Below are 26,738 nucleotides of genomic sequence, written 5' to 3' on the forward strand. Positions count from 1 at the left end.
GACCTCAGGAGCCGCCGCTGCCCGGGGGCCCGGGCAGCGAGCGATTCAGCTTGCCGCTCACCAGCCCCTCGAGATCCAGGCTCACAGCCGTGAACCCGAGGCCGCGCAGAGCGGTCACCAGCTCCGCTCGCTCACGGCTGTCGGACCACAGCTCCAGGGCCCGGGCCAGTTCCCCGGGCGAGAGCTCGATCCGGGCGGTGTCCCCCTGAGAGCGCACGCGCAGCCGGCGGAAGCCACGCTCCTCCAGCAGCGCTTCCGCGCGCCCCACCCGGTCCAGGCCATCCGGGCTGATCGGCTCGCCGTAGGGAAAACGGGACGCGAGACAGGGCTGGGCGGGCTTGTCCCACCAGGGGAAGCCCAGGGCGCGCGAGATGGCGCGCACCGAGGCCTTGCGGATCGTCAGTTCCGCCAGAGGCGATCTCACGCCATGCTCGCGCGCGGCGGCGATCCCTGGGCGATGCTCCCCGAGGTCGTCGGCATTGACGCCATCCACCACCTGCGCTCCGGGGCCGGCCTGCCCGGCGATGGCGGCGAGAACCCGGTGCAGCTCGCTCTTGCAGGCATAACAGCGGTGGGAGGGATTGCTGCTGTAGGCCGGATCACGCCACTCCTGGGTGCCCACCTCCCGGTGGCGGATGCCGAGCCAGCCCGCCTGCTGGCCCGCCTGCCGGCGGAGTCCCTCCGCGAGAGCCGGCGACACACCCGTAACAGCCAGGGCCCGCTCCCCCAGCTGCTCGGCGGCGATGGCGGCCACCAGGGTGCTGTCGACCCCACCGGAGTAGGCGATGCAGAGACGGTCGTGGCTCAGCATCCAGTCGCGCAGGGCCCGCAGCGACTCCAGGTCCGCCGCCTCGAGGTGCTCCACCAGGGGATGCCCGCCGCTGCGTCCCGTCATGACCGGGCCCCGGGTGCGGCGGACTCCACCGGCCAGCCCCGCTGCAGCCAGGCATCCATCCCCCCGAGCACGTTGATGCCCTCGATCCCATGGCGGCGCAGCAGCCCCAGGGCCCTGGTGCTGCGTCCGCCGGCCTTGCAGACCACGTGGATCGTGCCGGCAGCGCTCATCCGCTTCAGCTGCGAGAGGCTGGCCTCCCGCTCCAGCTCGGCCAGAGGGATGTTGAGCGCACCGGGCAGCGAGGCCGCCGCCACCTCCTCGGCGCTGCGCACATCGAGCAGCAGCATGGGGGCGGCTGGCGTGGCGCTCTCCAGTCGGCGCCGCAGGGTCTCCACATCGATGCCGGGGTGGCCGTCACCACCCTCCGGTGACGACGCAGGCGTCCCGGCGCAGGGGCGGGCGTGGTCGATCAGCTCACGGATGGGCTCCCGGCCGGGCGTGGGCTGCAGACGCAGCTCACGGAACCGCATCGAGAGGGCATCGAGCACCAGCAGGCGGCCGCTGAGGCTGGTGCCGATGCCGGCGATGAGCTTGATGGCCTCGGTGGCCTGGATGGTTCCGATCAGGCCGGGCAGCACCCCGACCACGCCCGCCTCGGCGCAGGAGGGAACCGCACCGGCGGGAGGCGGCTCGGGAAGCAGGTCGCGGAAGTCGGGCCCGCCCCGGTGGTTGAAGACACTGGCCTGGCCCTCGAAACGGAAGACCGCGCCATAGACCCAGGCGAGCCCCAGCAGAGCGCAGGCGTCGTTGACCAGGTAGCGGGTGGAGAAGTTGTCGCTGCCGTCACAGACCAGGTCGTAGGAGGCCAGACGCTCGAGGGCATTGGCGCTGGAGAGCGCCTCCCTGTGCACCTGCACGTCGCAGCGGGGGTTGAGCTCGAGCATGCGGGCGCGGGCCGAGTGAACCTTGGCCTCACCGATGCGTGCGGTGCTGTGGATGACCTGGCGCTGCAGGTTGCTGGCATCGACCACGTCGAAGTCGATCAGACCGATCCGACCGATTCCCGCCGCCGCCAGGTAGAGCAGCAGGGGTGAGCCCAGCCCGCCGGCCCCCACACAGAGCACGGAGGCGGCCTTCAGGCGCCGCTGCCCCACCACCCCCAGCTCGGGCAGGCTCAGGTGGCGGGCGTAGCGCCCGGTCTCCTCTGCATCCAGTGCCGTGCTGCCGATCTCGGGGGGGAGCATGCCGGTGGGCGTCCTGCAGGATCAGGGTTCAGGACCGCAGACCACCATCCTGCTCAGCGGGGATCGGTGCCACAAGTGGATCGGCACCGGCCGGGGGGAGGGCGATGGCCCTTCCCCCGCGGCAGGCTCGAGCCACCAGGCCCGCAGTCCGTCCCGTGCCGGCTGCCCTCCGGCCCAGATGAGCACCAGCGCCGGATGCAGGGCCATGGCCCGGTCCAGCGGGGAGGAAACGGCCGGGCCGGCGGGGTGGGAGTGGGCATGGCCGACGAGCCTCAGCCCGCGGCCGCGGGCCCAGCGCTGGGCGAGTAGCTGCTCACGCGGGTCGACCAGAAAGTGACGCTGCCGCGCGGAGGGGGGCTGCTGCACGTTGCGGCAGGGCCAGAGCGCCTCCAGCAGCACCGCGTCCCGACCGGACGGGTCGACGGGCGATAGCAGCAGGCAGCACCCCTCCTCCGGGGAGGCCGCGGCCAGAAGGCGTCTGAGAATCCGCAAACACTCGAGCGGGAGGAGCACCGCCGCTGGCCAGCTCGGGGCGTCGGCGGTATGTTCCATTTGATTTCAAGTTGAGTCTTTCCCAGCGCGATGAGCGAAACAGTGACAACGACCAGTGAAGCGGTCGACGCGCCGGAAGCGACCTTCACCTCCTCAGCCCCCAACGACGCCGCCACTCCGGCCGCCGAGAGCAGCGCCGGCTTCAGCGAGCGCTACGAGCAGGTGCTCGGGGCCATCAACAGCACCCTCAACCAGGTCGACTGGAGCCAGGCGGGGCTGATCGTGAAGGTGGCCGGCATCTTCACCGCCGTCATCGTGGCTCAGATCCTGATCAAGGGGCTGCTCGACACGGTCAATCTGATCCCCATCGTCCCCGGACTTCTCGAACTGCTCGGTCTGGTGGTGGCCGGTCGCTGGGCGCTGGCCAATCTCACCACCAGCCAGAAGCGCGAGGCCCTCACCAGCCGGCTGCGCAGCTGGCAGCAGGAATACCTGGGCTGATCGCTCAGACCGGCGGCCGCTCCAGCAGCCGGAGCATCGTTCGGATGGAGGCCCTGGCCTGCCGTTGGTAGCCGCCTCCGAACAGATTGGCGTGGTTGAGCAGGTGGTACAGGTCGTAAACCTCTGAGCGCTCGCGGTGACCGGGCGGCAGGGGCCATTCCTCCTCGTAGGCCTCAAACAGGCTCTCCGGGAATCCTCCGAACAGCCTGGCCATCGCCAGATCCACCTCCCGATCGCCGAGGTACACGGCCGGGTCGTAGAGGCTGCCGCCACCGCCATCCAGCAGGGCAGCGTTGCCGCTCCAGAGATCGCCATGCACCAGGCAGGGGTCACAGGCGTGAGCATCCAGCCAGGCCGGCAGCCGCTCCAGCGCCCGGTCCAGTCCGGGGAGGTCCCGATCCTCGATCCCAGCCCATTGCAGCTGCGGCAGCAGCCGTTCCTGGCGGAAGAACATCCCCCACGATCCGTGCCAGCGATTGCTCTGGGGAGCTGAGCCGATGGCGTTGTTCCGGTGCCAGCCGAAGCGCTCCCCGTTCCCGGCTCCGGAGTGCACCGGCTCCGATGCCGAGCGCCGGTGCAGCCGGGCGAGGCCCGTACCGAGGCGCGACCAGTCGCCGGAACGCAGCAGCGGCAGCCACTCGAGAACCAGATAGCTGCGTCCTCCCGAGACACCCCAGGCCTCGACGGCGGGGACAACCAGCCCCGGAGGAGCCAGGCGCCTCAGGGCATCCAGCCCATCAACCTCGGAGGCGAACAGCTCAAGCTGTGCGGGACTGTTCGACTTGACGAACAGCTGGGAGCCGTCGGACATCAGGGCGCGGCAGGCGGCATGGATGCACCCACCGGCCACCGGCTCCAGCCGCAGCACATCCCGGCCCAGCGCCTCGCTCAGCCAGCCCGGTCCCTCGCCACCGATCACGCCAGGCCCGCTGAAGCTGCCAGCATCGCCCAATGGCGGGACAGGAACACTGCGACGTGGTGGTGGTGGGTGCCGGGATCGCCGGCCTCACGGCGGCCGCCCTGCTGGCGAAGCAGGGCCTGAGGGTGGTTCTGCTGGAATCCCATCATCAGAGCGGCGGTTGCGCCGGCACCTTCCGCCGCGGGCCCTACGTGTTCGACGTGGGCGCCACCCAGGTGGCCGGGCTCGAACCGGGCGGCATTCACGAGCAGATCTTCCGCCACCTGGAGGTGAGCGCACCGCCGGCCCGGCCGTTGGACCCGGCCTGCGTTGTGGACCTGGCTGACGGGCGGCCACCGGTGCACATCTGGCGTGAGCACGAGCGCTGGTGCAGGGAACGGCTGGAGCAGTTCCCCGGCAGCGAACGCTTCTGGAACCTCTGCGAGCGGCTGCACGCCAGCAACTGGGCCTTCGCCGGCCGCCATCCGGTGCTGCCGCCACGCTCCGGCTGGGATCTCGGCCAGCTGCTCGGGGCCCTGCGGCCGGGAACCCTCGGCAGCGCCTGGCTGGCCGCGGCCTCCATGGCCGATCTGCTGCGCCTCTGCGGCTGCGGAGAGGACCGGCGCCTGCGGCGCTTTCTCGATCTGCAGCTGAAGCTCTATTCCCAGCAGCCCGCCGCCGGCACCGCCGCGCTCTACGGGGCCACCGTGCTGGCGATGGCCCAGGCGCCTCTCGGCCTCTGGCACCTGCACGGCTCAATGCAGGAACTGAGCCGCAGCCTCGAGGCGGGGCTCACACGCCACGGGGGAGAGCTGCGGCTGAAGCAGCGGCTTGTGGGGCTGGAGCCCATCGGCCCTGGATCGGCGGATGCACCCCGCCCCGGAGCCAGCGGGGGCTGGCTCTGCCGGATCGCACGCGGGGGCCGACCATCGACGGACACCGATGCGATCCGCTGCCGCGATGTGATCGTGACCCTGCCGCCCCAGTGCCTCCCGGACCTGCTCGGACCCGCGCTGCCCAGCGGGTACAACAGGCGCCTGAGCCGCCTGCCGGAGCCTTCCGGAGCCCTGGTGCACTACGGCGTCTGCGATCGCAGCGCTCTGCCCGAGCACTGTGCCGCCCACCTGCAGCTCGAGTGGCCCGATCCGGGCAGCCTCTTCGTCTCGGTGAGCCGCGAGGGGGATGGCCGGGCACCCCGCGGCCAGGCCACGGTGATCGCCAGCTGCTTCACAGCGGTGACGCGCTGGCAGGGCCTGGACCGGCAGGCCTACGACTGGGCCAAGCAGAAGGCCGGACTGGGGCTCCGCCGCGGGCTGGAGCACCTGCTCGGCATCGGGGCCGAGGCCTGGACCCACCAGGAGCTGGCCACGCCGCGGGGGTTCGCCCGCTGGACCGGGCGCCCCATGGGCATCGTGGGTGGACTGGGCCAGACCCCGGGGCAGTTCGGCCCCTTCGGCCTGGCGGGACGCACGCCGCTGACCGGCCTCTGGCTCTGCGGCGACTCCATTCATCCCGGTGAGGGAACCGCGGGCGTGAGCCTCTCCGCCCTCAGTTCGGTGCGGCAGCTGCTCCAGGCCCGGGGCATGGCGGACATCGTTCCGCTGGCCTGAGCCGGCCTCAGCCGCATCCCCGGAAGCTGGATCGCTCCTGGCCGGCCCGGCTCAGGGCGCTGTGGAGATCGGGCCAGCCGCCGTCCTGAACCAGTTGCTCGATCGCCTCGAGCTGATGCCGGCAGCGCCGGAGCGCGGCCAGCACCGCCGTGCCATTGGTCCGGGCCATCAACGTGCCCAGATCGGGATTGCCGCCACCCACCCGGGTGGTGTCGGCGAAGCCGCTGGAGGCCAGTTGCCTGGCGAGGGCGGCCACACCGGCATCGCTCTCGTCCGCGGCGGCGAGCAGCAGCGAGGCACTGACCAGAACCGGAAGATGGGAGATCAGAGCCGCCGCCCGGTCATGGGTCGCCGCCTCAGCGGTGATCACCTCCGCGCCGACGGCCTCAGCCAGTCGCTCCAGCGCCTCGATCGCGCCGGGATCCGTGCGCGGGCCGGGCGTGATCACCCAGGGCCGGCTCCGGAACAGGCCGGGCAGCCCCGCCTCCACCCCCGCGGCAGCCGTGCCCGCCATGGGGTGCCCCGCCACGAAGCGCGGGTGCAGGTCCTGCCACAGGGCGAGCACCGGTGCCTTGACCGAACCCACATCCGTCACCACGGCCTCCCGCGGCAGCGCCGCCACCAGAGCCGCGGGTGGCGCCAGCAGGCGATCGAGGGGCAGAGCCAGAACCACCAGCCCGCAGCCTGTGAGAGCGGCCGGATCGGTGTCCACCCGCGTGGCCAGGCCGCGTTCCCGCGCACGGCGGGCCGTGGCTTCGCTGCGCACGATGCCCTGAACGGCCCAGCCGGCGGCCTGCAGATCCAGCCCCAGGGAGCCACCGATCAGACCCAGGCCCACGATTCCGACCCTGCCGGGGCACCTGTGCGAACCCGCTGCCGGCGCTGGAGCTGGCTCTGTCATCAACGAACGGTGCAGCTGGCTTCAGCTTCGTACCATCCGCCGATGCAGGAAGCCGCGGCCCACGCCCACCTGAAGCGACTGCTGCGGCAGCAGGGGGAACCGCGCTGGGCCCATCACCTCACCCTGAGCCGGCTGGCGGCGCGGAGCCTGCGTCGCGGCGACCACACGCTCGTGACGATCGCGCCGGGCAGCGACCCGAGCTGGATGCTCGGTCTCCTGGTGCCGATGGCCCTGAGCGGACGGGGCACCGCTCTGGTGCTCAGCGATCGCCTACGCCGCCGGCTGCTGCAGGTGGAGGCCGTCCAGATCGCCTCAGCCGGCCTGCCCATGGCCTGCTGGGAGGGGCGGACGCCCCCCGGAGATGAACAGTGCTGGCTCCTCAGTCATCAGGAGTGCCTGGCCGCGGCCAGCGCTGGAGATCTCGCTGACCGGCCCCTGGTCATCCCCGAGGGCGAGGAGCTGGTGTCGTCGCTGCGCCAGGCCATGACGCTGACGCTCGCGGCAGCCGACTGGGAGCGACTGCGGCGCGCCCATCCCGCCGCGGGCAGCGACCTGCTGGAGCTGCACGAACGGCTCACGCGTCGCGTTCTGCCGGCCGGCGGCGCACCCGGAGGGAGCGAGCGGGTGATGCTGCGGCCGGAGGAGAGCGAACCCCTGCGGCGCCGCCTCGCCGGCCTGGAGGATCTGCCGGAGCCGTGGCAGCGCTGGCTCAGCCTGCCCACCGGCAGCTGGACCAGCTGGGCCAGCGTCGATCGCCCCATGCTGCAGTGGCAGTGGCACCACCAGCCGCTGGAGCCCCTGCAGGCCTGCGCCCCGCTGTTCCACCGCCGCGGCGTGATCGTGGCCGACAGTTCCGGTCTCGGCGAGCCGGCCGGACTGAGCGACGGGCACCCGGCCGGCTTCGCAGCCACGGTGCGCGTCCAGCTGGGCACGCCGGCCCTGCACGATCCGCTGCCCCTCTACCTGCCGCGGCAGCAGCCGCTGCCCAACGGGCCGGCCTATCCCTCCCATCTGGCGGACGCCTGCCGGAAGCTGATCCTCGGCCGCGGCGGGCTGACGGTGGTGGTTCTCGACGATGCCGACCTGAGACGCCGGCTGCTGAGCGAGCTGGCCGCCGACTTCGGCCGGCGGGTCGTGCTGGAGGAGACCGCGCCCGACAGCAATGGCGTGCTCTGCTGCGGCTGGAGCTGGTGGATTGAGCACCAGAACCGCCTGCCCGTTCCGGACCAGCTGGTCGTGGCCCTGCTGCCGATCGCGAGCCTGGAAGACCCGTTGACGGCGGCTCGGGTCGAGGCCTGCAAGCGCAACGGCAACGACTGGTTCCGCAGCCTGCTCCTCCCCGAGGCCCTGGCAACACTGCAGCGGGGCACCCTCGCCCTGCGGGGCAGGGAGGACGCTCGCCTGGCGATCCTGGACGGACGGGTACGGGCCCGCAGCTGGGGCCGGGAGGTTCTGCGCGCTCTGGAGCCCTGGCAGCCTCTGCTGCGGCTGCGCCCCCGCTGAAGCCAACGGGGAGCCGGCGGGCGGCGGGCCCGGGATGACGACGATGGCTAACCTCAGGCGAGAGTCACAGCTGTCGGTTCGGGCATGGGGGAGGCACGACGGCGCGCGGTACAGGGGCTCCCTCCGCGCACGAGCAAGCGGAAGCCGGACACCTCACCGCGGATCGCCCCCTGGCTGCCCCTGACCCAGGACCAGGCTCAGCGGTTCGTGCAGCTCACGACCCGTGGGGCCTGGATCGGCATCGCCGCGCTCGTGCTGGGCTGGATCACCGTGCGGTTCATCGGACCGGCCGCCGGCTGGTGGACGCTGGCGGACATGCCGTAGTCAGAACGGGACTGTCAAGACTCGCTGACGGGAATAGCCCCTCTACCACCGCCACACGACGGCAAATCGGAAGGAAACCTTATGTTGGGCGGACTCCCATGACGGGGTCATGTTCACACGTCTCGCCGAAACCTATCGAGGGGTTGTCCAGGACCTTGTGCTCAGCCTGCAGGCCCTGGCCCTCAGCCTGAAGCAGCAGGGTCTGGCGGCCACCTGCTACGTCTGCGGAAACGGCATCGATGGCCGGGGCGCCTCCTTTGTCGCCGATCTCGGCGACGGCCACATGGTGCGCTTCCTGGTCTCCGACAGCGGCATCAGCTGGCTGGAATCGCGCAATGGTCGCGAACTGGTCCGGCTGGACGGCGCCGAGGCGATCGGGGAACTTCAGCGCATCGCCGCCTTCCTGCAGACCGGTCCGACCCGACCGGTCAGGCCGGACCGGGCTCCCCACCCAGTGGTCGAGCGCCCGGCCTGAATCGATCAGACCGCTCAGCGGCCCCCGGTCACTGCGGCCGCCGGGCTGGCCGGAGCAGCAGCGCCCGGATCGGCTCCAGCAGTTCCCGGAGCGTCCGGCCGCTTCGTTGAGGCCGCGGCCTCCCGCGCCGCGGCCGCCAGCGGTTTCATCGAGTTGGATCGCACATCGGCGCCTTCGGTCAGACGGCGGCGTACTTCCGTCTCGATCGTCTGGGCCGGCTCGCTGTTCTGCTCCAGCCAGCCGATCGTGTTGTCGCGACCCTGGCCGATGTTGTCGCCGTTGTAGCTGTACCAGGCGCCCTTGCGGATCACCACCCCCGTCTCCTCGGCCAGATCGAGCAGGCATCCGAGCGTGCTGATGCCGCGTCCGAAGAGGATGTCGAACTCCGCGATTCGGAAGGGCGGCGCCACCTTGTTCTTGGCCACCTTCACCTTGGCGCGGATGCCGTATTCCTCGGTGGCCCGTTTCAGGGTCTGAATGCGACGGATGTCGAGCCGCACCGAGGCATAGAACTTGAGCGCGTTGCCTCCCGTCGTGGTTTCGGGGCTGCCGTAGGTGACGCCGATCTTGAGCCGCAGCTGGTTGAGGAAGATCACCGTGCAGCCGGACTTGCCGATGTTGCCGGTGATCTTGCGCATGGCCTGACTCATCAGGCGGGCCTGGCTGCCCACGGCGAGATCACCCATCTCCCCCTCGATCTCCGCCCGGGGCGTGAGGGCGGCCACCGAATCCACCACCACGATGTCCACGGCACCGGAACGCACCAGCTGGTCCACGATCTCCAGCGCCATCTCGCCGGTGTCCGGCTGGGACACCAGCAGGTTCTCGATGTCGACCCCGAGGGCCGCGGCGTAGACCGGATCCAGGGCGTGTTCGGCATCGACGAAGGCCGCCACCCCCCCCCGGCGCTGCACCTCGGCGATCGCATGCAGGGTGAGGGTGGTCTTACCTGAACTCTCCGGCCCGTAGATCTCCACGACCCTGCCCTTGGGATAGCCGCCGCCCAGGGCGAGATCGAGAGTCAGGGCACCGGAGGAGATGGTCTCCACCCGCATGCGGGAGGCATCCCCGAGCCGCATGATCGAGCCCTTGCCGAAGTTGCGCTCGATCTGGCCGAGGACGGAGGAGAGGGCCCGGTCCCGCTCCGCCTGCTGAGCATCCTGCTGGCGGCCGTTGGCGGCGGCGCGGGCGGCACTGCCCTTGAGTTCGACTGGCATGGCGGAGAACAACGAGGAAACGACGGGACGGGGCCGGACCACGATCATCGCGGGACCGGACGGCCATCCCAGACACAGGTGCCACCAAATCGACGGCCCGCATCAGAGCAAGGCACTGATACAGATGAACTGTAACGGTTCAGGGCCAGTCGGCCAGGCCAGCGCTGAAGGCAGCGGGGCTCAGGAGGCGAATCCCGGCCGGCAGCCCGGTGGCATCGCCCGGCCCCAGATAGCCCCAGGTCGCCAGGTAGCAGCGCACGGCCCCGGCCAGATCCGGCTCCGCCAGCACCTGCTCGAGGGTGGCGCGGCGATCCTCGACGAACCACAGCGCGCGCGGCCGCTCCAGCAGCAGGCTGCGCAGCACCTCCACCTTGCTGCCCCGCTCGTGACCGATGACCCAGGCCGGCCTCAGCTGCTGCGCGTCGAGGATGCGGCGGGTGAACCGCTCCGCCTTGGTGGTGAGCACACCCCACTCGAGGCCGGCATCCTCCAGGGCACGCAGGCGCGGAACCACGCCCTCGAAGGCGTGATGCCGGCCGAGCCAGGCGTCGAGATCGGTGGCGATGGCCTGCTCACGGGCGGATTCCAGGCTGCGCTGGAGCGGCTCCGGTGATCCGGCCCAGGCCGGCAAGAGCCGCAGGCTCCAGTCGTCTCCCGGAGCGAGCTCCGGCGCTTGTCCCTCGGAGTCCCCGGCCAGCAGGAGGGCCAGCAGCACCATCTCCCAGCCCTTGTGCACGCGGGGCCGCAGACGGCGGAAGGCCGCCGGCACAGCCTCCGGCAGCGCCAGCGCCAGCGCGGGCCTCAGGGCGAGGGCCGCGGTCCGGGCCGACCACCAGTACTCCTCCATGCCGTCGATGAGCACGCCATCGAAGTCGAAGACGAGCGTGGGGCGGGACGCCATCGCGGGGAGAGGACCTCGGGGAGGAGATCAGAAACTGGGCCGCTAGGATTCGAACCTAGGAATGGCGGGACCAAAACCCGCTGCCTTACCACTTGGCGACGGCCCACTGAATGCAGGTTCGGGAGCAGGATTCCTGGCTCGCAGAACCGATGGTCAACTTACCTGCCGGGCCCCTCCCTCCGTCAATCCGGCTGGACGATCAGGGCGGAAACAGCCTGAGGCGCTGAGGCTCGGCAGCACCGAACACCTGGGTGCGCAGGCGGTAGCGCTGGGCCAGGTCCTCCTGCATGTGGCGCACCCGTTCGCTGCGCGGCAGCAGATCCACGGGCTGGCCGCGTGGCAGAACCACCTGCTCCGCCGCCAGCCGGCACTCCTCGAGTGCCGCGAGGGCGTCGTCGGGTTCAGCGGTTGCCTCGGATGCCGCAGCAGGCGCCGCCGGGGCGGGGGCGTGGCCATGGCGCTGCAGCAACCGGCCGACGGCCCGCTCGACCTGATGCAGGGAGCCGGACTTGATCACCAGGATCGGAACCCGCCGCAGCCTGGCCTGACGGCGCAGGTCGGGGCAGCCGCCGAGCTGCTGACGCAGCGCCAGCACCGCGTCCGCCTCACCGATCTCGGCGACACAGCGCACCGGCCAGCGGCAGCTGGCGGCGAGCTGGGCGATGAGCCGCTCCTCCACCCCGCAGCAGAGCAGACGCAGGGCCGGACGAAGCGCTGCCTGGGCTCGAGCCGGCGCGGCCGTGTCGGTCGGACCGGACACGGCGGTGTGCGGAGCCGTGGCGCCCGGCGGGACCCGCGGTTCCGCAGCAGAGGCCGGCTCCCCCGCACGATGGCCGCGGCGCTTCGGCAGCAGCCGGGGTGCGGGACGATCCTCCACGCTCACCGAGCCGTCGGCCGCGAGGGCGCGGATCTCCGGCCGTGGATCCTGCGAGCGGAGCAGCAGATCCACGGTGCGGGCCACATCCACGTGCACCAGCCAGCGGTGGCGGCTGTGCATCTCGACCGCCAGCGGGAAGGTGGGCTCGGCGGCCCGCTCCAGCACCGTCTTCTGACTGCGCCGGCGACGGGCCTCGTCATCGCCGAGGGTGACCGACTGAATCCCGCCCACCAGATCGCTGAGGGTGGGGTTCTTGATCAGATTCGCCAGCTCATTGCCGTGGGCCGTGGCCACGAGCTGCACACCCCGTTCGGCGATCGTGCGGGCCGCCTGGGCCTCCAGCTCCGTGCCGATTTCATCGATCACGATGACCTCCGGCATGTGGTTCTCCACCGCCTCGATCATCACCTGGTGCTGCCATTCGGGGCGGGCCACCTGCATGCGACGCGCCCGGCCGATGGCGGGGTGGGGGATGTCGCCGTCGCCGGCGATCTCATTGCTGGTGTCGATCACCACCACCCGGCGATCCAGATCATCGGCCAGGACCCGGGCGATCTCGCGCAGGGCAGTGGTCTTGCCCACCCCCGGGCGCCCCATCATCAGCAGCGACTGGCCCGTGCCCAGCAGATCGCGGACCATGGCCACGGTGCCGAACACGGCGCGTCCCACGCGGCAGGTGAGCCCGACGACATCGCCGGTACGGTTGCGGATGGCACTGATGCGATGAAGGGTGCGCTCGATCCCGGCCCGGTTGTCACCGCCGAAGCGGCCGAGCCGCTCCACCACGGAGCCGAGGTCGGATCGCTCGATCGGTCGGTCGCCCAGGGGCCGGGCCCGGCCGGGATAGCGCGCCTCGGGGATCCGGCCCAGATCAAGCACGACCTCCAGCAGGTCCTCCCGGTCCGCAGGCAGAGCCAGGGCCTGGCGGACGGGGGGCGGCAGAACGCCAAGAAGCTGATCGAGATCGTCGGTGATGCGCGTCTGTCCGGATGGGGCGGCAGGGCTCTCGGTGGGGGGACGCATGGCCGACCGGGCGAAGCGCTCGTTGGGTTCTAGCAATGGGCGGGCGCGGACCATGACCCGGCCGGGGCTCCCTCGAGCGCGGCGGCCGGCTTCCAGGGCCGCAGCAGGGAGCGGGCCCTGGCGAGGGCCTCCATCGACAGTCGGGGATGGTCCCGGAGCGGAACGCCGCTGCGGTGCGCCTCCAGCAGCAGGGGCTGCAGGAGGGATCGGGCCGAGCCACCGAAGGCCACGCCGGCGGGGCGGTGCCGGCGCGGCGCCGTTGCAGCGGCACCACCCAGCAGAGCGTGGCTATGGGGGCCGGTGCCGCCGGCGAGCTGCAGCGGTCCCGGAGGTGCGTGCCTACGCAGCGCCTGCCAGAGGGTCACGGCGGCCCGGGCCATGCCGTCCCCCACATCGCCGCTCATCGGCCGGCCATCCAGCTGCCAGATCACGGGCCAGGGATAGGGCCGCAACCGGCGGTGACGGTCCCAGAGCTCCCCGACGAACGCCTCGATTCCCTGCGGGCGGCCACTGCCCGGACCGCAGCTGACGGAGAGGCGCCGCAGCGGCAGGCCGGCTGCGGCGATGCCGACCAGCCGCTCGGAGAAGGCCTCACCACGGCCGGCAGCGGTGTGGATCTCCACCGCATCGGGGCGCAGCCCGCTCAGGAGCCCGGGCAGCGACGCGGCCGGGAGGCTGGTGGAGCGGGCCTCGATCAGGCCATGGGGGCAGGCGGGAAGGCAGCGGCCGCAGCCGTAGCAGCGGTTGGCATCCACACCGGCGGGAAAGGAGATCGCCAGCGCCGGGCAGACGCGCTCACACGGGCGCGGGCACCCTGCCGGGCAGCGGCTGGGCTCGAGGCCGGCCTTGCGGAAGTGAAGGTCCTCGCCGTCACTGAGGCTCACCATCAGCCAGGGGCGCACGCCGGATCGGACCCTGGCCCAGTCGAGGCCCCGGCGGGCCGCAGCGACCACGGCCGGATCGGCGGCCACATCCAGAGCGTCGGCACCGGCCACGGCGAAGAGGGCGCAGAGGTCGGCGATGGCTGGCAGATCCTCGTTGCTGGCCCCGGCGATGACCTTGACCCAGGTGCCGCGGCGCAGGGCCGTCTCCGGTTCAGACAAGCGTGGAGAGCGGCTGCCAGCGCAGAGCCCGCGCCCCTCCCATCTCCACAACGATCTTCAGGCGGGGCTCTCTGGCCGGGAGAGCGGCGATGGCCGCCAGCTCGGAAGCCGCCAGGACCTGACCCTCCAGCAGCCAGAGAAGGATCGGAGAGTCGCCTTCCAGCAGGGCGCCGAGCTGGGGCATGACGTTGTGCACTTCGCCCACCGCGGCGCCGCGGCCGACGCTCTGGTGGCCCAGATGCGGCGGCCGCAGACCGTGGGAACGCAGCAGGTACTGCTCCGGATCGCCGAGACCACGGGCGCTGGTGATCTGTGCCTGGTAACCCACTGCGCGCAGACGGCGCAGCAGACGGGTCTCGGCACCGCCTTCCAGGGGCGCGTAGAGAGCCAGGGCACCGGTCTCCTCGAGATCGCGGCGGAAGCCTCGACCGGTGAGCAGGAGCGGCATGCGCCCTCAGCAAGTGGCGCCATTGTGGCAGCAGTGGATGGAGCCGCGCCCTCAGTGGTATGGTTGCTGGCTGCGCAAGCGCCGTGCCCGACCGCCAGCCGGGCCTCCGGTCGCTGCGCCCAGTCCGGCGATCGGCGCCGGGCTGCCGCGGTCGGTACCGGATCACCTGCATCCGGACACTGATACTGATCGATTCCCTGGACAGCACCCGAGTGCGTGGTGTTGGCCCGGAGCGATCAAGTCACGACACGCCCCTTCTGCCTGTCGGCAGTGCTGGCCAGCCTGCACCGGTCCTTCGCCGGGCGCTCCGCAGGTCACACGCTCGACACGGCAGATCTGTGCCGGATGCCTGATCCCAGGACCAGCCATCCGTTCACGCCATCCCGCTGGCGTTCTTCCAAACCATGTCAATCGGCATCCTCGGGAAGAAGCTGGGCATGTCCCAGTTCTTCGACGATGAAGGCAGAGCCGTCCCGGTCACCCTGATCGAGGCGGGCCCCTGCCGCATCACCCAGATCAAGACCAAAGCCAGCGACGGTTACACCGCCGTTCAGGTCGGTTTCGGGCACACACGGCCGAAGCTGATCAGCAAACCCGCAGCAGGCCATCTGGCCCGTTCCGGCGGCGATCCCCTGCGCCACCTGCGGGAGTACCGGGTCGACAGCGTCGAGGGCCTCGAGCTCGGCGGCAGCGTCACCGTGGATTCCTTCGAGGCGGGACAGAAGGTGGACGTGAGCGGCGACAGCATGGGGCGCGGCTTCGCCGGCTACCAGAAGCGGCACGGGTTCAGCCGAGGCCCCATGAGCCACGGCTCCAAGAACCACCGCCTTCCGGGTTCGACCGGAGCCGGCACGACGCCGGGCCGGATCTATCCCGGCAAGCGCATGGCCGGGCGCTACGGCGGCGGCAAGGTGACCACCCGGGCCCTCACCGTGATGCTGGTGGATTCCGAGCGGAATCTCCTGGTCGTCAAGGGATCGGTGCCCGGCAAGCCCGGAGCACTGCTGAACATCCGTCCGGCTCGCACGGTGGGTGCCCAAACAGCTCAGGGAGCGAAGTGATGGCCAAATGCAACGTCCGCGACTGGCAGGGCCAGGGCAGCGGCACAACCGATCTCGACTGGCCGGTGGCCAGAGAGGAGAGCGCCGGAGACCTGCTGCAGCGTGCCGTGGTGCGTCAGCTCGCCAACCGTCGCCAGGGAACAGCTCACACGCTGACCCGCTCCGAGGTCCGGGGCGGCGGCCGCAAGCCCTATCGCCAGAAGGGCACGGGACGGGCCCGTCAGGGGTCCATCCGCACGCCGCTGAGGCCCGGCGGCGGCATCGTCTTCGGCCCCAAGCCGCGCGATTACACGCTGGCGATGAACCGCAAGGAGCGGCGTCTCGCCCTGCGCACGGCTGTGAGCTCCCGCTGCGACCAGACGACCGTGGTCACCGGTTTCGGCGAGGGCATGGACCAGCCCCGCACCCGCGACATCGTGGCCGCCCTCTCCCGCCTCGGCATCGAAGCGGGCAGCAAGGTGCTGATCATCCTGCGCCAGCCGAGTGACACGATCCGGCTCTCTATCCGCAATCTCGCAACGGTCACGCTGATGGAGGCGGACCAGCTCAACGTCTTCGATCTGCTGCACGCCGACCACATCGTGATCAGTCAGGACGCGTTCCAGACCATTCAGGAGGTTTACGGCGATGGCTAAGCGCTTCACCGACCGCCTTGCGGACGTGATCCGCAGGCCGCTGATCACCGAGAAGGCCACCCGCGCCCTCGAGGCCAATCAGTTCACCTTCGAGGTGGACCCCCGCGCCGCCAAGCCCGAGATCAAGGCAGCCATCGAGCAGCTCTTCGATGTCAGGGTCGTGGGCATCAGCACCATGAATCCGCCGCGCCGCACCCGTCGGATCGGCCGCTTCGCCGGACGCCGGGCCCAGGTCAAGAAAGCTGTGGTGCGTCTGGCTGAGGGCCAGACCATTCAGCTGTTCCCCGAGTCCTGAGGAGCCTGAACAACCATGGCCATTCGTAAGTACCGCCCCTACACCCCCGGAACACGCACCCTCGTGGTGAGTGATTTCGCCGAGGTCACCAGCCGGAAGCCCGAGCGCTCCCTGCTGGTCGCCAAGCACCGCAGCAAGGGTCGCAACAACCGCGGTGTCATCACCTGCCGCCACCGCGGCGGCGGGCACAAGCGCCGCTACCGGCTCGTCGACTTCCGTCGCGACAAGCACGGCATTCCCGCCCTGGTCGCGGCCATCCACTACGACCCGCATCGCAACGCGCGGCTGGCGCTCCTGCACTACCGCGATGGGGAGAAGCGCTACATCCTGGCGCCGGCCTCGATCGAGATCGGTCAGCAGGTGGTCTCCGGCCCGGAGGCACCGATCGAGGTGGGCAACGCCCTGCCCCTGTCGGCCATCCCGCTGGGCTCCAGCGTTCACAACGTCGAGCTCTACGCCGGGCGCGGCGGACAGATGGTGCGCACGGCCGGTGCCAGCGCCCAGGTGATGGCCAAGGAAGGCGATTACGTCGCTCTCAAGCTGCCCTCCACCGAGGTGCGGCTGGTCCGGCGCGAGTGCTTCGCCACCATCGGCGAGGTGGGCAACAGCGAGGTGCGCAACACCAGCCTGGGCAAAGCGGGTCGCAGGCGCTGGCTGGGTCGTCGCCCCCAGGTTCGCGGCAGTGTCATGAACCCCTGCGACCACCCCCACGGTGGTGGTGAGGGCCGGGCGCCGATCGGCCGCTCCGGACCCGTCACGCCCTGGGGAAAGCCGGCGCTCGGATACAAGACCCGCAAGCGCAACAAGCCGAGTAACCGCTTCGTGCTGCGCAAGCGGCGGCGCACCTCCAAGCGCAGTCGCGGCGGACGCGATTCCTGATCATGCGCCCAGTTCTGTCCATTCTCTGAGTCACCATGGGACGTTCCCTCAAGAAAGGGCCCTTTGTTGCCGACAGCCTGTTGCGCAAGATCGAGGCCCAGAACTCCGCCGGCGAGAAGTCCGTGATCAAGACCTGGTCACGCGCTTCCACCATCCTGCCGATGATGATCGGCCACACCATTGCCGTGCACAACGGCAAGGCCCATGTGCCGGTCTTCGTGACTGAGCAGATGGTGGGGCACAAGCTCGGCGAATTCGCCCCCACCCGCACCTTCCGGGGCCACATCAAGGACAAGAAGGGTTCCCGCTAAGGAGCGATCGAGTCATGGCCACCACTTCCTCAACCAGCCAACAGGCACGCGCCCATGGGCGTTACATCCGCGGCTCGGCCTCCAAGGTTCGTCGCGTCCTTGATCAGATCCGCGGTCGCAGCTATCGCGATGCCCTGATCATGCTCGAGTTCATGCCGTACCGGTCCACCGGCCCGATCACCAAGGTGCTCCGGTCCGCCGTCGCCAACGCCGAGCACAACCAGGGCCTGGATCCCTCCACCCTGATCATCAGCGAGGCCAGCGCCGACATGGGGCCCTCCATGAAGCGGTACCGCCCCCGTGCCCAGGGCCGGGCCTACGCCATCAAGAAGCAGACGTGCCACATCAGCATCGCTGTGGCTCCCGTCGACACCACCACCTAATTCCCGAGGACACCGACCCGATGGGACACAAAATCCATCCAACCGGCCTGCGCCTGGGGATCACCCAGGACCACCGCTCCCGCTGGTACGCCCCCAGCAAGACCTATCCCACCCTCCTCCAGGAGGATGATCGGATCCGTCGCTTCATCACCAAGAAGTACGCCTCCGCCGGCATCAGCGATGTGCTGATCGCCCGCAAGGCCGATCAGCTCGAGGTGGAGCTCAAGACCGCCCGCCCGGGGGTGCTCGTGGGGCGTCAGGGCAGCGGCATCGAGGACCTTCGCGCCGGCATCCAGAAGACCGTCGGTGATCGCAACCGCCAGGTGCGCATCAACGTGGTCGAGGTCGAGCGCGTCGATGCCGATGCCTTTCTGCTGGCCGAGTACATCGCCCAGCAGCTGGAGAAGCGTGTCGCCTTCCGACGCGTGATCCGGATGGCCGTCCAGCGGGCGCAGCGGGCCGGCGTTCTCGGTCTGAAGATCCAGGTGGGCGGCCGTCTGAACGGCGCCGAGATCGCCCGGACGGAATGGACCCGTGAAGGCCGTGTCCCACTGCACACCCTGCGTGCCGACATCGACTACGCCACCAAGGTTGCCCGCACCACCTACGGGGTGCTCGGCATCAAGGTCTGGGTGTTCAAAGGTGAGGTGCTGAGCGATCAGGCATCACCCGTGCCGGTGGGCGCCACGCCACGCCGGCGCCCGAGCCGCCGCCTTCAACAGTTCGAAGACCGCTCCAACGAGGAGTGACCCGAGGCCTGAATCATGCTGAGTCCAAAACGCGTCAAATTCCGTAAGCAGCAGCGTGGTCGCATGCGTGGCGTCGCCACCCGCGGCAACACCATCGCCTTCGGTCAGTTCGCCCTCCAGGCCCAGGAGTGCGGCTGGATCACATCCCGCCAGATCGAGGCCAGCCGTCGTGCCATGACCCGCTACGTCAAGCGTGGCGGCAAGATCTGGATCCGCATCTTTCCGGACAAGCCCGTCACCATGCGGGCGGCGGAAACCCGGATGGGCTCCGGTAAGGGCAACCCGGAGTTCTGGGTGGCGGTGATCAAACCCGGTCGCATCCTGTTTGAGATGGGCGGCGACGAGATCACCGAAACCACGGCCCGAGAAGCCATGCGCCTGGCCCAGTACAAGCTGCCGGTGCGCACCAAGTTCCTCACCCTGAGCGATCAGGAGGGAGATCAGCACGACGGAAGCCCCGTTGTGACGGCCACCGCCACGGAGTCCTGACCCATGCCCCGCCCTCTCATTGCCGATGTCCGGGAGCTCTCGGACAGCGATCTCGACAAGCGCATCGCCGAACTGCGGCGTGAACTGTTCGATCTCCGCTTCCAGCAGGCCACGCGGCAGCTGGAGAAGCCACATCGCTTCAAGGAGACGCGTCTTCGGCTGGCGCACCTGCTCACGGTGCGATCCCAACGCAACCGCACCTCCACCTGACGTCCCCGACCGAACCATGGCAATCAAGGAACGACTCGGCATCGTCGTGAGCGACAAGATGGACAAGACGGTGGTGGTGGCGGTGGAGAACCGTTTCCCCCATCCCATCTATCGCAAGATCGTCTGCCGCACCACGCGCTACAAGGCGCATGACGAAGACAACCGTTGCCGCATCGGCGACAGGGTCCGCATCACCGAAACCAGACCGATCAGCCGTCACAAGCGCTGGGCCGTGGCTGAAGTGATCACCACAGAGCACAGCTGAGGAGGCATCACAGTGATTCAGCAGGAAACATTTCTGAACGTCGCTGACAACAGCGGCGCCAAGCGGATCCAGTGCATCCGAGTGCTTGGAACGAACCGGCGCTACGCCCACGTCGGTGACGTGATCGTCGCCGCCGTCAAGGATGCGATGCCCAACATGGGCGTCAAGAAGTCCGACGTGGTGAAGGCGGTGGTGGTGCGCACCCGCGCCACACTGCGCCGCAACACCGGCAACTCGATCCGCTTCGATGACAACGCAGCGGTCATCATCAACGACGACAAGAACCCCAAGGGCACCCGGGTCTTCGGTCCTGTGGCGCGCGAACTGCGCGAACGCAGCTTCACCAAGATCGTGTCTCTCGCCCCGGAGGTGATCTGAAGCCATGGCCACGAGCAAAACCAAGACCCCGTCGCGCACCAAGATGCGCATCCGCAAGGGCGACACCGTTCAGGTGATCACCGGCAAGGACAAGGGCAAGACCGGAGAGGTGCTGCGCACACTCCCCGCCGAGAACCGCGTCGTGGTGCAGGGGGTCAACCTTCGCACCCGTCACGTCAAGCCCCAGCAGGAGGGCGAGAGCGGCCGCATCGTCACCGAGGAGGCCTCTCTGCACGCATCCAACGTGATGCTCTTCTCCACCAGCAAGAACGTCGTCAGCCGCGTCGAGATCGTCGTCGCCGACGACGGCAGCAAGAAGCGCCGCCTCAAGAAGACCGGCGAACTGCTCGACTGAGCCGTTCCGGGTCCGCCCCCTTCCCGCCGACCCGATTCCGGGCCAGCGCCCCTTCCCGACCGACACCCCAGGCCCCTGACACCGACCAGAGGCTTCCCTTTCCCGCCATGACCCTCAAACAGCGCTACCGGGAGACGATCCAGCCCAAGTTGCTCAAGGATCTCAATCTCTCCAACATCCACCAGGTTCCCAAGGTTCTCAAGGTCAATGTGAACCGCGGCCTTGGTGAAGCCGCCCAGAACGCCAAGGCGCTCGAGGCGTCCATCGCTGAGATGGCCACCATCACCGGCCAGAAGGTTGTGGTGACCCGGGCCAAGAAGGCCATCGCCGGATTCAAGATCCGTCAGGGCATGCCGATCGGCGTGGCGGTCACGCTCAGGGGTGACCGCATGTACGCGTTTCTCGAGCGGCTGATCCATCTGGCGCTCCCCCGCATCCGCGACTTCCGGGGGGTCAGCCCGCGCAGCTTCGACGGCCGCGGCAACTACACCCTCGGCGTGAAGGAGCAGATCATCTTCCCCGAAATCTCCTACGACAAGATCGATGCCATCCGGGGCATGGACATCACCATCGTGACCAGCGCCCGCAGCGACGAAGAGGGCAGGGCCCTCCTCCGTGAGATGGGAATGCCGTTCCGCAGCAACTGAGCCCTCCTCGCCTACAGCCATGGCCAACCACGACCCGATTTCCGACATGCTCACCCGCATCCGCAATGCGAGTGAGAAACGCCACGCCACCACCAAGATTCCCGCTTCCCGCATGTCGCAGAGCATTGCTCGCGTGCTGCAGCAGGAAGGGTTCATCTCCTCCTTCACCGAGGAAGGCGAAGGGGTGAGCAGGCACCTGCTGCTGGAACTCCGCTACAGCGGCAAGCACAAGCAGCCCCTGATCCGTTCGGTGCAAAGGGTCAGCAAACCCGGCCTGCGCATCTACAAGAACACCCGCCAGCTCCCCCGGGTGCTCGGCGGCCTCGGTGTGGCCATCATCTCCACCTCCAAGGGGGTCATGAGTGACCGTGACGCCCGCAAACAGGGCGTGGGCGGCGAAGTGCTCTGCTACGTCTACTGATTCTGAAGGTCGTCAACATGTCTCGTATCGGCAAAACGCCCATCCCCATCCCCGACAAGGTCTCGGTCACCCTCCAGGGACTCTCCGTGAGCGTGAAGGGCCCGAAGGGCACGCTTGAGCGGGTGCTGCCCGACGGCGTCACCGTCTCCCAGAAGGAGAACACCATCGTGGTGGAACCCAGCAGTCAGAACCGGCGCTCGCGCGAACGCCACGGCCTCTGCCGCACACTTGTGGCGAACATGATCGAGGGCGTGAGTCAGGGATACACCCGCAAGCTCGAGATCATCGGGGTGGGCTACCGGGCCCAGGTCAAGGGCAAGACGCTGGTCGTCAGCGCCGGCTACAGCCATCCCGTCGAGATGACGCCCCCCGACGGGGTCACATTCACGGTGGAGAACAACACCAACGTGACCGTCTCCGGCGCCGACAAGGAGCTGGTGGGCAACGAAGCCGCCAAGGTCCGCGCCATCCGTCCGCCCGAGCCCTACAAGGGCAAGGGCATCAAGTACGTGGGTGAGCGCATTCTTCGCAAGGCCGGCAAATCCGGCAAGAAATGATCGCCCGATCCGCCACCTTCTGATCCTCCCCCGTCATGTCCAGCCTGTCGCGCAAGCAGCAGACGCAGAAGCGGCACCGCCGTCTGCGCCGCCATCTCTCCGGCACTGCCAACCGTCCCCGTCTGGCGGTCTTCCGCTCCAACACCCACATCTACGCCCAGATCATCGACGACGAGTCGAGCAGCACCCTCTGCTCCGCCTCGACACTCGACAAGGATCTGCGCGCGAAGCTCGAGGGCTCCGCCACCTGTTCCGCCTCCCAAGCCGTGGGTTCCCTGGTGGCCGAGCGGGCGCTGGCCAAGGGCATCAAGTCGGTGGTCTTCGACCGCGGCGGCAACCTGTACCACGGCCGTGTGAAGGCCCTGGCCGAGGCCGCCAGAAACGAAGGTCTTGAGTTCTGAGCCATCCTTCACCCCCATGACTGACTCCAACACCCAGCCCCAGACCAGCGACGTCCCCGCAGCGTCCGACGTTCCCGCAGCGGCCGAAGGCCAGCCCACGCAGGAGCAGCGACGCGGCGGACGCGGTGAACGCCGCGGGCGGCGTGACAACCGCCGCAATGACCGCGACTCCGAATGGCAGGAGCGGGTTGTGCAGATCCGGCGCGTCTCCAAGACCGTGAAAGGGGGCAAGAAGATGAGCTTCCGGGCCATCGTTGTCGTCGGCAACGAACGGGGCCAGGTCGGTGTCGGTGTGGGCAAGGCCGGTGACGTGATCGGTGCCGTGCGCAAGGGCGTGGCCGACGGCAAGAAGCACCTGGTGAAGGTGCCCCTCACCCGTCACAGCTCCATCCCCACCCTCAGCAACGGCCGCGACGGCGCGGCGAGCGTGCTGATCCGTCCGGCGGCGCCCGGAACCGGGGTGATCGCCGGCGGCTCGATCCGCACCGTGCTCGAACTCGCCGGGATCAAGAACGTGCTGGCCAAGCGTCTGGGCAGCAAGACTCCCCTGAACAACGCCAGGGCTGCCATGGTGGCCCTCTCCGAGCTGCGCACCCACAAGGACACCGCCAAGGAGCGCGACATTCCCCTTGAGCAGATCTATTCCTGACCCCGCCATGACCGTCCGACTCCACTCCCTCAGCCCCCAGGCCGGCTCCCGTCGCCGCAAACTGCGCAAGGGGCGCGGCATCGCCGCCGGCCAGGGCGCCAGCTGCGGCTTCGGCATGCGGGGCCAGAAGTCCCGCTCCGGCCGCCCGACCCGTCCCGGCTTCGAAGGCGGCCAGATGCCCCTCTACCGGCGCGTTCCCAAGCTCAAGCACTTCCCCCTGGTGAACCGCCGCCGCTTCACCGTGGTGAACGTCTCGGATCTCAACGATCTTCCGGCCGGCAGCACCGTGAATCTGGCAGCCCTGGAGAGCAGCGGCATCGTCAACCAGCCGAAGCTTCCCCTCAAGCTGCTCGGCGGCGGCGAGCTCAGCACCAAGCTCACGGTTCAGGCCGCGGCCTTCAGCGCCAGCGCCCGCACGAAGATCGAGGCCGCCGGAGGCAGCTGCGAGGTGGTCTCCGACTGACACCCTCCGGCCGCCACCGGTCACCGGTCCAGCCCTGACCCGATCCGCTCCTTCGCCGAATCCCTCCTCTCATGCTCGTCAGCCGCGGTCGCAATCCCAGTGCCGGCGAGGTCATCCGCCAGATGGTGCAGGCGAAGGACCTGCGCAGTCGCATCCTCACCACGCTGGCCCTGCTGCTGCTGGTGCGGCTGGGGATCTACATCCCAGTCCCGGGAATCGATCGCGAGGCCTTCCGCAGCTTCATCGAGCAGGGAGGTCAGCTGATCGGCTTCCTCGACATCTTCACCGGGGGCGGACTCTCCACCCTGGGCGTTTTCGCCCTCGGCATCCTCCCGTTCATCAACGCCTCGATCATCATCCAGCTGCTCACCGCGGCCCTGCCGCAGCTGGAGGACCTTCAGAAGAACGAAGGTGAGGCGGGACGCCGCAAGATCGCCCAGATCACCCGCTACCTGGCCCTGGGCTGGGGCTTCATCCAGAGCCTCGTCTTCGCCCTGATCCTGCGCCAGTACGCCCTGCCGGGCGTCGGTGAGGCGGTGTTCGTCTTCCAGACCGCCCTGGCCCTCGTCACAGGCTCGATGGTGGTGATGTGGATCAGCGAAGTGATCACCGAACGCGGCGTCGGACAGGGCGCTTCGCTGGTCATCTTCGTCAACATCGTCGCCACCCTGCCCCGGGCCCTCGGCTCCACCATCGAGCTGGCTCAGAGCGGCGACAGGAGCACCGTGGTCGGCATCGTGGTGCTGGTGCTGGTGTTTCTGGTCACCATCGTCGGCATCGTCTTCGTTCAGGAGGGCAGCCGCCGGATTCCGATCGTGAGTGCCAAGCGCCAGGTGGGCGGCGGTGGACTGCTGCCCTCCCGCCAGAGCTATCTGCCTCTCAAGCTGAATGCCGGCGGGGTGATGCCGATCATCTTCGCCTCAGCCCTCGTCTTCCTGCCCCTCACGATCGCCAACATCACCCGGGCACCCTGGCTGATCCGGGTGGCCGGCTACCTGAGCCCCGGCAGCAGCACGCCATGGCTGTATGCACTGGTGTTCTTCGGGCTGATCCTGGGCTTCTCGTTCTTCTACGCCTCCCTCACCATCAATCCCCAGGACGTCGCCACCAACCTCAAGCGCGGTGGTGTCGCGATCCCCGGAGTGCGGCCCGGTTCCGCCACGGCCACCTATCTCAGCGGTGTCCAGAACCGTCTCACGCTCCTCGGCGGTCTCTTCCTCGGTGCGGTGGCCATCATTCCCTCGGCCGTTGAAGGTGCCACCCAGGTGCGCACCTTCCAGGGACTCGGCGCCACATCCCTGCTGATCCTCGTGGGTGTGGCCATCGACACGGCCAAGCAGGTGCAGACCTACGTGATCTCCCAGCGTTACGAGGGCATGGTGCGCCAGTGAACGGTGCAGGGCCCGGATCAACCTCAACAGACCACCGCTTCAACCGACCATGAACCAGCGCCTTCTCTTCCTCGGCCCTCCCGGAGCCGGCAAGGGAACCCAGGCCCAGCAACTGGCGGCCCGCCACGGCATGCTTCACCTCTCCACCGGCGACATGCTGCGGGCCGAGGTGGACGCCGGTACGCCGCTGGGGATCGAGGTGAACGCGGTGATGGAGCGCGGCGACCTGGTCAGCGATGAGCAGGTGCTCGCCATTGTGCGCGGGCGGCTGCTGAACCCGAACCAGGGCTGGCTGCTCGACGGCTTCCCCAGAACCCTGGTGCAGGCCGAAGCGCTGGCGGACCTGCTGGAGGAGCTTCAGCAACCACTGCAACGGGCCGTGCTGATCGACCTGGCCGACGATCTCCTCGTCCAGCGGCTGCTCAACCGCGGCCGGGCGGACGACACGGCGGACACGATCCGCAACCGCTTGCGCGTCTATCAGGAGAAGACGGCCCCGCTGATCGCCTTCTACGAGGAGCGAGGCCTGCTGGCGCGTGTCGACGGCGAGGGCACGATCGACGAGATCGCCGCCCGGCTCGAGGACCTCCTCACCTGAGGGCGGCTCACTCCGGAAGCGACTTGACGCTCCATGCTACGTTAGCTGTTTGCAAAGTGGAGAGCCCACCACCATGAAGGTGCGTGCCTCGGTCAAGAAAATGTGCGACAAGTGCCGGGTGATTCGCCGCCACGGCCGGGTGATGGTGATCTGCGCCAACCCCAAGCACAAGCAGCGGCAGGGCTGAGCACTCCTGCCCACCGCCGGGAACGCTGCACCAGTCACCGACGCAGGCGTGTCGTCCACGCGCTGCGATCGCCCTGAAACCGCGTTCCCTTTCCTCTCTCATTCAGTCCTTCCTACCTTCCGCATCAGCACGTGGCACGGATCGCCGGCGTTGACATTCCCCGCGACAAGCGGGTGGAGATCGCCCTCACCTACATCTATGGAATCGGCCTCACGCGGGCCCGCCAGATCCTGGTCCGCACCGGCGTGAATCCCGATATCCGAGTGAAGGACCTCGAGGACGGCGACGTGCAGAAGCTGCGCAACGCCACGGAGGCCTACACGATCGAAGGCGATCTGCGTCGCCAGGAGGGCATGGCCCTCAAGCGCCTGCAGGACATCGGCTGTCTGAGGGGCCGCCGCCACCGGATGAGCCTGCCCGTGCGCGGCCAGCGCACACGGACCAATGCCCGCACCCGCCGCGGTGCACGCAAAACCGTGGCCGGCAAGAAGAAGTAAGCCACCGGTTGCCGCACACGGCGCCCCGCCCCCAGCCCTGACCCCGCTGCGACGGAGCTGGATGCCGTGCTCTCTCTCCGTTCACCCGACCCATCGCCCCGCCCTGCGGGAGATCGCCCATGGCCAAACCCACCAAGAAATCCGGCCCCAAGAAGGTCAAGCGCAACGTCCCCAATGGTGTTGCCCACATCCAGTCCACCTTCAACAACACGATCGTTTCGATCACCGACACCGCCGGCCAGGTGATCTCCTGGTCCTCGGCCGGTGCCAGCGGGTTCAAGGGAGCCAGGAAGGGCACACCGTTCGCGGCCCAGACCGCTGCTGAAGCGGCGGCCCGCCGCGCCCTCGATCAGGGCATGCGTCAGATCGAGGTGCTGGTGCGTGGTCCCGGCTCCGGCCGTGAAACCGCCATCCGAGCGCTCCAGGTGGCCGGTCTCGAGATCACCCTGATCCGCGACGTGACCCCCCTGCCCCACAACGGCTGCCGGCGCTCGAAGCGCCGTCGGGTCTGATCCGGCCATTTCCCCTCACGAGACGCCACCGGCCGCTCCGCTGACACCCACCA

At 69.2% G+C, this 26,738-nt stretch carries 38 protein-coding genes and 1 tRNA gene; 28 read left to right on the forward strand and 11 right to left on the reverse strand.

The features are described from left to right. Window positions 1-4: 4 nt before the first annotated feature. Genes larE through EVJ50_RS07915 form a run of 3 tightly spaced genes read right to left on the reverse strand, consistent with a single transcriptional unit; the run spans window position 5 to window position 2,631 of the window. The gene (gene larE, locus EVJ50_RS07905; RefSeq protein WP_150883322.1) at window positions 5-895 is read right to left on the reverse strand and encodes an ATP-dependent sacrificial sulfur transferase LarE; all 891 of its coding nucleotides are present in this window, start codon (window positions 893-895) and stop codon (window positions 5-7) included. After that, window positions 892-2,079 carry a molybdopterin-synthase adenylyltransferase MoeB gene (gene moeB, locus EVJ50_RS07910; RefSeq protein WP_150883324.1) on the reverse strand — a complete coding sequence of 396 codons (1,188 nt, stop codon included), beginning with the start codon at window positions 2,077-2,079 and terminating at the stop codon, window positions 892-894. The genes larE and moeB overlap by 4 nt, the downstream gene beginning before the upstream one ends. A 21-nt stretch (window positions 2,080-2,100) precedes the next feature. Beyond that, window positions 2,101-2,631: a M67 family metallopeptidase gene (locus EVJ50_RS07915; RefSeq protein ID WP_150883326.1), complete on the reverse strand. Its 531-nt coding sequence runs from the start codon at window positions 2,629-2,631 to the stop codon at window positions 2,101-2,103. Window positions 2,632-2,661: 30 nt separating this feature from the next. Here EVJ50_RS07915 and EVJ50_RS07920 point away from each other — a divergent pair, with 30 nt between their 5' ends. Then, complete coding sequence (locus EVJ50_RS07920; RefSeq protein ID WP_150883328.1) at window positions 2,662-3,072, forward strand: CAAD domain-containing protein; 411 nt, start codon at window positions 2,662-2,664, stop codon at window positions 3,070-3,072. Window positions 3,073-3,076: 4 nt separating this feature from the next. Here the strand turns inward: EVJ50_RS07920 and EVJ50_RS07925 are convergent, their stop codons facing one another. After that, window positions 3,077-4,024 (reverse strand): fructosamine kinase family protein, encoded by a 948-nt coding sequence (locus tag EVJ50_RS07925; RefSeq protein ID WP_225322855.1) that lies wholly within the window; start codon window positions 4,022-4,024, stop codon window positions 3,077-3,079. Between EVJ50_RS07925 and crtD the strand changes: the two genes are divergently transcribed. Continuing rightward, window positions 4,024-5,580, forward strand: coding sequence for a C-3',4' desaturase CrtD (crtD, locus tag EVJ50_RS07930; RefSeq protein WP_150883330.1), 1,557 nt, complete (start codon window positions 4,024-4,026; stop codon window positions 5,578-5,580). The two genes, EVJ50_RS07925 and crtD, sit on opposite strands and share 1 nt — an antisense overlap. Before the next feature lie 7 nt (window positions 5,581-5,587). Here crtD and EVJ50_RS07935 read toward each other — a convergent pair whose 3' ends face one another. Then, the gene (locus EVJ50_RS07935; RefSeq protein WP_150883332.1) at window positions 5,588-6,481 is read right to left on the reverse strand and encodes a prephenate/arogenate dehydrogenase; all 894 of its coding nucleotides are present in this window, start codon (window positions 6,479-6,481) and stop codon (window positions 5,588-5,590) included. Window positions 6,482-6,523: 42 nt separating this feature from the next. Between EVJ50_RS07935 and EVJ50_RS07940 the strand changes: the two genes are divergently transcribed. The 3 genes from EVJ50_RS07940 to EVJ50_RS07950 all read left to right on the forward strand — a co-directional run bounded on the left by EVJ50_RS07940 (window position 6,524) and on the right by EVJ50_RS07950 (window position 8,783). After that, on the forward strand, window positions 6,524-7,984 hold the full coding sequence (locus EVJ50_RS07940; protein ID WP_150883334.1) for a helicase: 1,461 nt from the start codon (window positions 6,524-6,526) through the stop codon (window positions 7,982-7,984). Between the two features lie 84 nt (window positions 7,985-8,068). Beyond that, window positions 8,069-8,308: a DUF2839 domain-containing protein gene (locus EVJ50_RS07945; RefSeq protein WP_150883336.1), complete on the forward strand. Its 240-nt coding sequence runs from the start codon at window positions 8,069-8,071 to the stop codon at window positions 8,306-8,308. Window positions 8,309-8,417: 109 nt separating this feature from the next. After that, entirely contained in the window at window positions 8,418-8,783 is a 366-nt protein-coding gene (locus EVJ50_RS07950) for a DUF1815 family protein (RefSeq protein WP_150883338.1), read from the forward strand. A 14-nt stretch (window positions 8,784-8,797) separates the two neighbouring features. Here EVJ50_RS07950 and recA read toward each other — a convergent pair whose 3' ends face one another. The 6 genes from recA to ndhN form a co-directional block, all read right to left on the reverse strand. Beyond that, a complete protein-coding gene (gene recA, locus EVJ50_RS07955; RefSeq protein WP_150883340.1) occupies window positions 8,798-10,000 on the reverse strand; it encodes a recombinase RecA in 1,203 nt (400 codons plus the stop codon). Between the two features lie 139 nt (window positions 10,001-10,139). Further along, window positions 10,140-10,901, reverse strand: a complete 762-nt coding sequence (locus EVJ50_RS07960; RefSeq protein WP_150883342.1) for an HAD family hydrolase — start codon at window positions 10,899-10,901, stop codon at window positions 10,140-10,142. A gap of 34 nt (window positions 10,902-10,935) precedes the next feature. Then, window positions 10,936-11,007: transfer RNA gene (locus tag EVJ50_RS07965), tRNA-Gln, on the reverse strand. A gap of 93 nt (window positions 11,008-11,100) precedes the next feature. Further along, window positions 11,101-12,801 (reverse strand): AAA family ATPase, encoded by a 1,701-nt coding sequence (locus tag EVJ50_RS07970; RefSeq protein ID WP_150883344.1) that lies wholly within the window; start codon window positions 12,799-12,801, stop codon window positions 11,101-11,103. 29 nt (window positions 12,802-12,830) lie between these two features. Next, complete coding sequence (locus EVJ50_RS07975) at window positions 12,831-13,904, reverse strand: LdpA C-terminal domain-containing domain (RefSeq protein WP_191964720.1); 1,074 nt, start codon at window positions 13,902-13,904, stop codon at window positions 12,831-12,833. Further along, window positions 13,897-14,352 (reverse strand): NAD(P)H-quinone oxidoreductase subunit N, encoded by a 456-nt coding sequence (gene ndhN, locus EVJ50_RS07980; protein WP_150883346.1) that lies wholly within the window; start codon window positions 14,350-14,352, stop codon window positions 13,897-13,899. Before ndhN ends, EVJ50_RS07975 begins: the two co-directional genes overlap by 8 nt. Window positions 14,353-14,756: 404 nt before the next feature. Here ndhN and rplC point away from each other — a divergent pair, with 404 nt between their 5' ends. From rplC to rpsK, 23 genes are all read left to right on the forward strand, one after another. Continuing rightward, complete coding sequence (gene rplC, locus EVJ50_RS07985; RefSeq protein ID WP_150883348.1) at window positions 14,757-15,413, forward strand: 50S ribosomal protein L3; 657 nt, start codon at window positions 14,757-14,759, stop codon at window positions 15,411-15,413. Then, window positions 15,413-16,048: a 50S ribosomal protein L4 gene (rplD, locus tag EVJ50_RS07990; protein ID WP_150883350.1), complete on the forward strand. Its 636-nt coding sequence runs from the start codon at window positions 15,413-15,415 to the stop codon at window positions 16,046-16,048. Before rplC ends, rplD begins: the two co-directional genes overlap by 1 nt. After that, window positions 16,041-16,343, forward strand: a complete 303-nt coding sequence (locus tag EVJ50_RS07995; RefSeq protein ID WP_150883352.1) for a 50S ribosomal protein L23 — start codon at window positions 16,041-16,043, stop codon at window positions 16,341-16,343. Before rplD ends, EVJ50_RS07995 begins: the two co-directional genes overlap by 8 nt. 15 nt (window positions 16,344-16,358) lie before the next feature. Further along, complete coding sequence (gene rplB / locus EVJ50_RS08000; protein ID WP_150883354.1) at window positions 16,359-17,222, forward strand: 50S ribosomal protein L2; 864 nt, start codon at window positions 16,359-16,361, stop codon at window positions 17,220-17,222. Window positions 17,223-17,257: 35 nt separating this feature from the next. Next, window positions 17,258-17,533, forward strand: a complete 276-nt coding sequence (gene rpsS / locus EVJ50_RS08005; protein WP_150883356.1) for a 30S ribosomal protein S19 — start codon at window positions 17,258-17,260, stop codon at window positions 17,531-17,533. Window positions 17,534-17,547: 14 nt separating this feature from the next. Then, on the forward strand, window positions 17,548-17,916 hold the full coding sequence (gene rplV, locus EVJ50_RS08010; protein ID WP_150883358.1) for a 50S ribosomal protein L22: 369 nt from the start codon (window positions 17,548-17,550) through the stop codon (window positions 17,914-17,916). 20 nt (window positions 17,917-17,936) lie between these two features. Further along, a complete protein-coding gene (gene rpsC / locus EVJ50_RS08015; RefSeq protein WP_150883360.1) occupies window positions 17,937-18,665 on the forward strand; it encodes a 30S ribosomal protein S3 in 729 nt (242 codons plus the stop codon). A gap of 15 nt (window positions 18,666-18,680) precedes the next feature. Continuing rightward, a complete protein-coding gene (gene rplP / locus EVJ50_RS08020) occupies window positions 18,681-19,154 on the forward strand; it encodes a 50S ribosomal protein L16 (protein WP_150883362.1) in 474 nt (157 codons plus the stop codon). A 3-nt stretch (window positions 19,155-19,157) separates the two neighbouring features. Then, window positions 19,158-19,364 carry a 50S ribosomal protein L29 gene (rpmC, locus tag EVJ50_RS08025; protein ID WP_150883364.1) on the forward strand — a complete coding sequence of 69 codons (207 nt, stop codon included), beginning with the start codon at window positions 19,158-19,160 and terminating at the stop codon, window positions 19,362-19,364. Between the two features lie 16 nt (window positions 19,365-19,380). Continuing rightward, window positions 19,381-19,629, forward strand: coding sequence for a 30S ribosomal protein S17 (gene rpsQ / locus EVJ50_RS08030; protein ID WP_150883366.1), 249 nt, complete (start codon window positions 19,381-19,383; stop codon window positions 19,627-19,629). A 12-nt stretch (window positions 19,630-19,641) separates the two neighbouring features. Then, the gene (gene rplN, locus EVJ50_RS08035; protein WP_150883368.1) at window positions 19,642-20,007 is read left to right on the forward strand and encodes a 50S ribosomal protein L14; all 366 of its coding nucleotides are present in this window, start codon (window positions 19,642-19,644) and stop codon (window positions 20,005-20,007) included. Between the two features lie 43 nt (window positions 20,008-20,050). Continuing rightward, the gene (rplX, locus tag EVJ50_RS08040; RefSeq protein WP_150884947.1) at window positions 20,051-20,362 is read left to right on the forward strand and encodes a 50S ribosomal protein L24; all 312 of its coding nucleotides are present in this window, start codon (window positions 20,051-20,053) and stop codon (window positions 20,360-20,362) included. 107 nt (window positions 20,363-20,469) lie between these two features. Beyond that, window positions 20,470-21,009 carry a 50S ribosomal protein L5 gene (gene rplE / locus EVJ50_RS08045; RefSeq protein ID WP_150883370.1) on the forward strand — a complete coding sequence of 180 codons (540 nt, stop codon included), beginning with the start codon at window positions 20,470-20,472 and terminating at the stop codon, window positions 21,007-21,009. 19 nt (window positions 21,010-21,028) lie between these two features. Beyond that, window positions 21,029-21,430, forward strand: a complete 402-nt coding sequence (gene rpsH / locus EVJ50_RS08050) for a 30S ribosomal protein S8 (RefSeq protein ID WP_150883372.1) — start codon at window positions 21,029-21,031, stop codon at window positions 21,428-21,430. A gap of 17 nt (window positions 21,431-21,447) precedes the next feature. Beyond that, window positions 21,448-21,987, forward strand: coding sequence for a 50S ribosomal protein L6 (gene rplF, locus EVJ50_RS08055; protein WP_150883374.1), 540 nt, complete (start codon window positions 21,448-21,450; stop codon window positions 21,985-21,987). 35 nt (window positions 21,988-22,022) lie between these two features. Then, a complete protein-coding gene (gene rplR / locus EVJ50_RS08060) occupies window positions 22,023-22,388 on the forward strand; it encodes a 50S ribosomal protein L18 (protein ID WP_150883376.1) in 366 nt (121 codons plus the stop codon). A gap of 16 nt (window positions 22,389-22,404) precedes the next feature. Next, entirely contained in the window at window positions 22,405-23,037 is a 633-nt protein-coding gene (rpsE, locus tag EVJ50_RS08065) for a 30S ribosomal protein S5 (RefSeq protein ID WP_150883378.1), read from the forward strand. Between the two features lie 7 nt (window positions 23,038-23,044). Then, the gene (gene rplO, locus EVJ50_RS08070; protein WP_150883380.1) at window positions 23,045-23,500 is read left to right on the forward strand and encodes a 50S ribosomal protein L15; all 456 of its coding nucleotides are present in this window, start codon (window positions 23,045-23,047) and stop codon (window positions 23,498-23,500) included. 71 nt (window positions 23,501-23,571) lie between these two features. Further along, window positions 23,572-24,891: a preprotein translocase subunit SecY gene (gene secY / locus EVJ50_RS08075; RefSeq protein ID WP_150883382.1), complete on the forward strand. Its 1,320-nt coding sequence runs from the start codon at window positions 23,572-23,574 to the stop codon at window positions 24,889-24,891. 49 nt (window positions 24,892-24,940) lie between these two features. After that, window positions 24,941-25,489: an adenylate kinase gene (locus tag EVJ50_RS08080; protein ID WP_150883384.1), complete on the forward strand. Its 549-nt coding sequence runs from the start codon at window positions 24,941-24,943 to the stop codon at window positions 25,487-25,489. Window positions 25,490-25,562: 73 nt separating this feature from the next. Then, window positions 25,563-25,676: a 50S ribosomal protein L36 gene (gene rpmJ / locus EVJ50_RS08085; protein WP_010311631.1), complete on the forward strand. Its 114-nt coding sequence runs from the start codon at window positions 25,563-25,565 to the stop codon at window positions 25,674-25,676. A 131-nt stretch (window positions 25,677-25,807) separates the two neighbouring features. Beyond that, window positions 25,808-26,173 (forward strand): 30S ribosomal protein S13, encoded by a 366-nt coding sequence (gene rpsM, locus EVJ50_RS08090; RefSeq protein WP_150883386.1) that lies wholly within the window; start codon window positions 25,808-25,810, stop codon window positions 26,171-26,173. 119 nt (window positions 26,174-26,292) lie between these two features. Then, window positions 26,293-26,685 carry a 30S ribosomal protein S11 gene (rpsK, locus tag EVJ50_RS08095; protein ID WP_150883388.1) on the forward strand — a complete coding sequence of 131 codons (393 nt, stop codon included), beginning with the start codon at window positions 26,293-26,295 and terminating at the stop codon, window positions 26,683-26,685. The last annotated feature ends 53 nt before the right edge of the window (window positions 26,686-26,738 follow it).

Origin of the sequence: Synechococcus sp. RSCCF101, assembly GCF_008807075.1 — a bacterium.
Taxonomy (GTDB): Bacteria; Cyanobacteriota; Cyanobacteriia; order PCC-6307; family Cyanobiaceae; genus RSCCF101.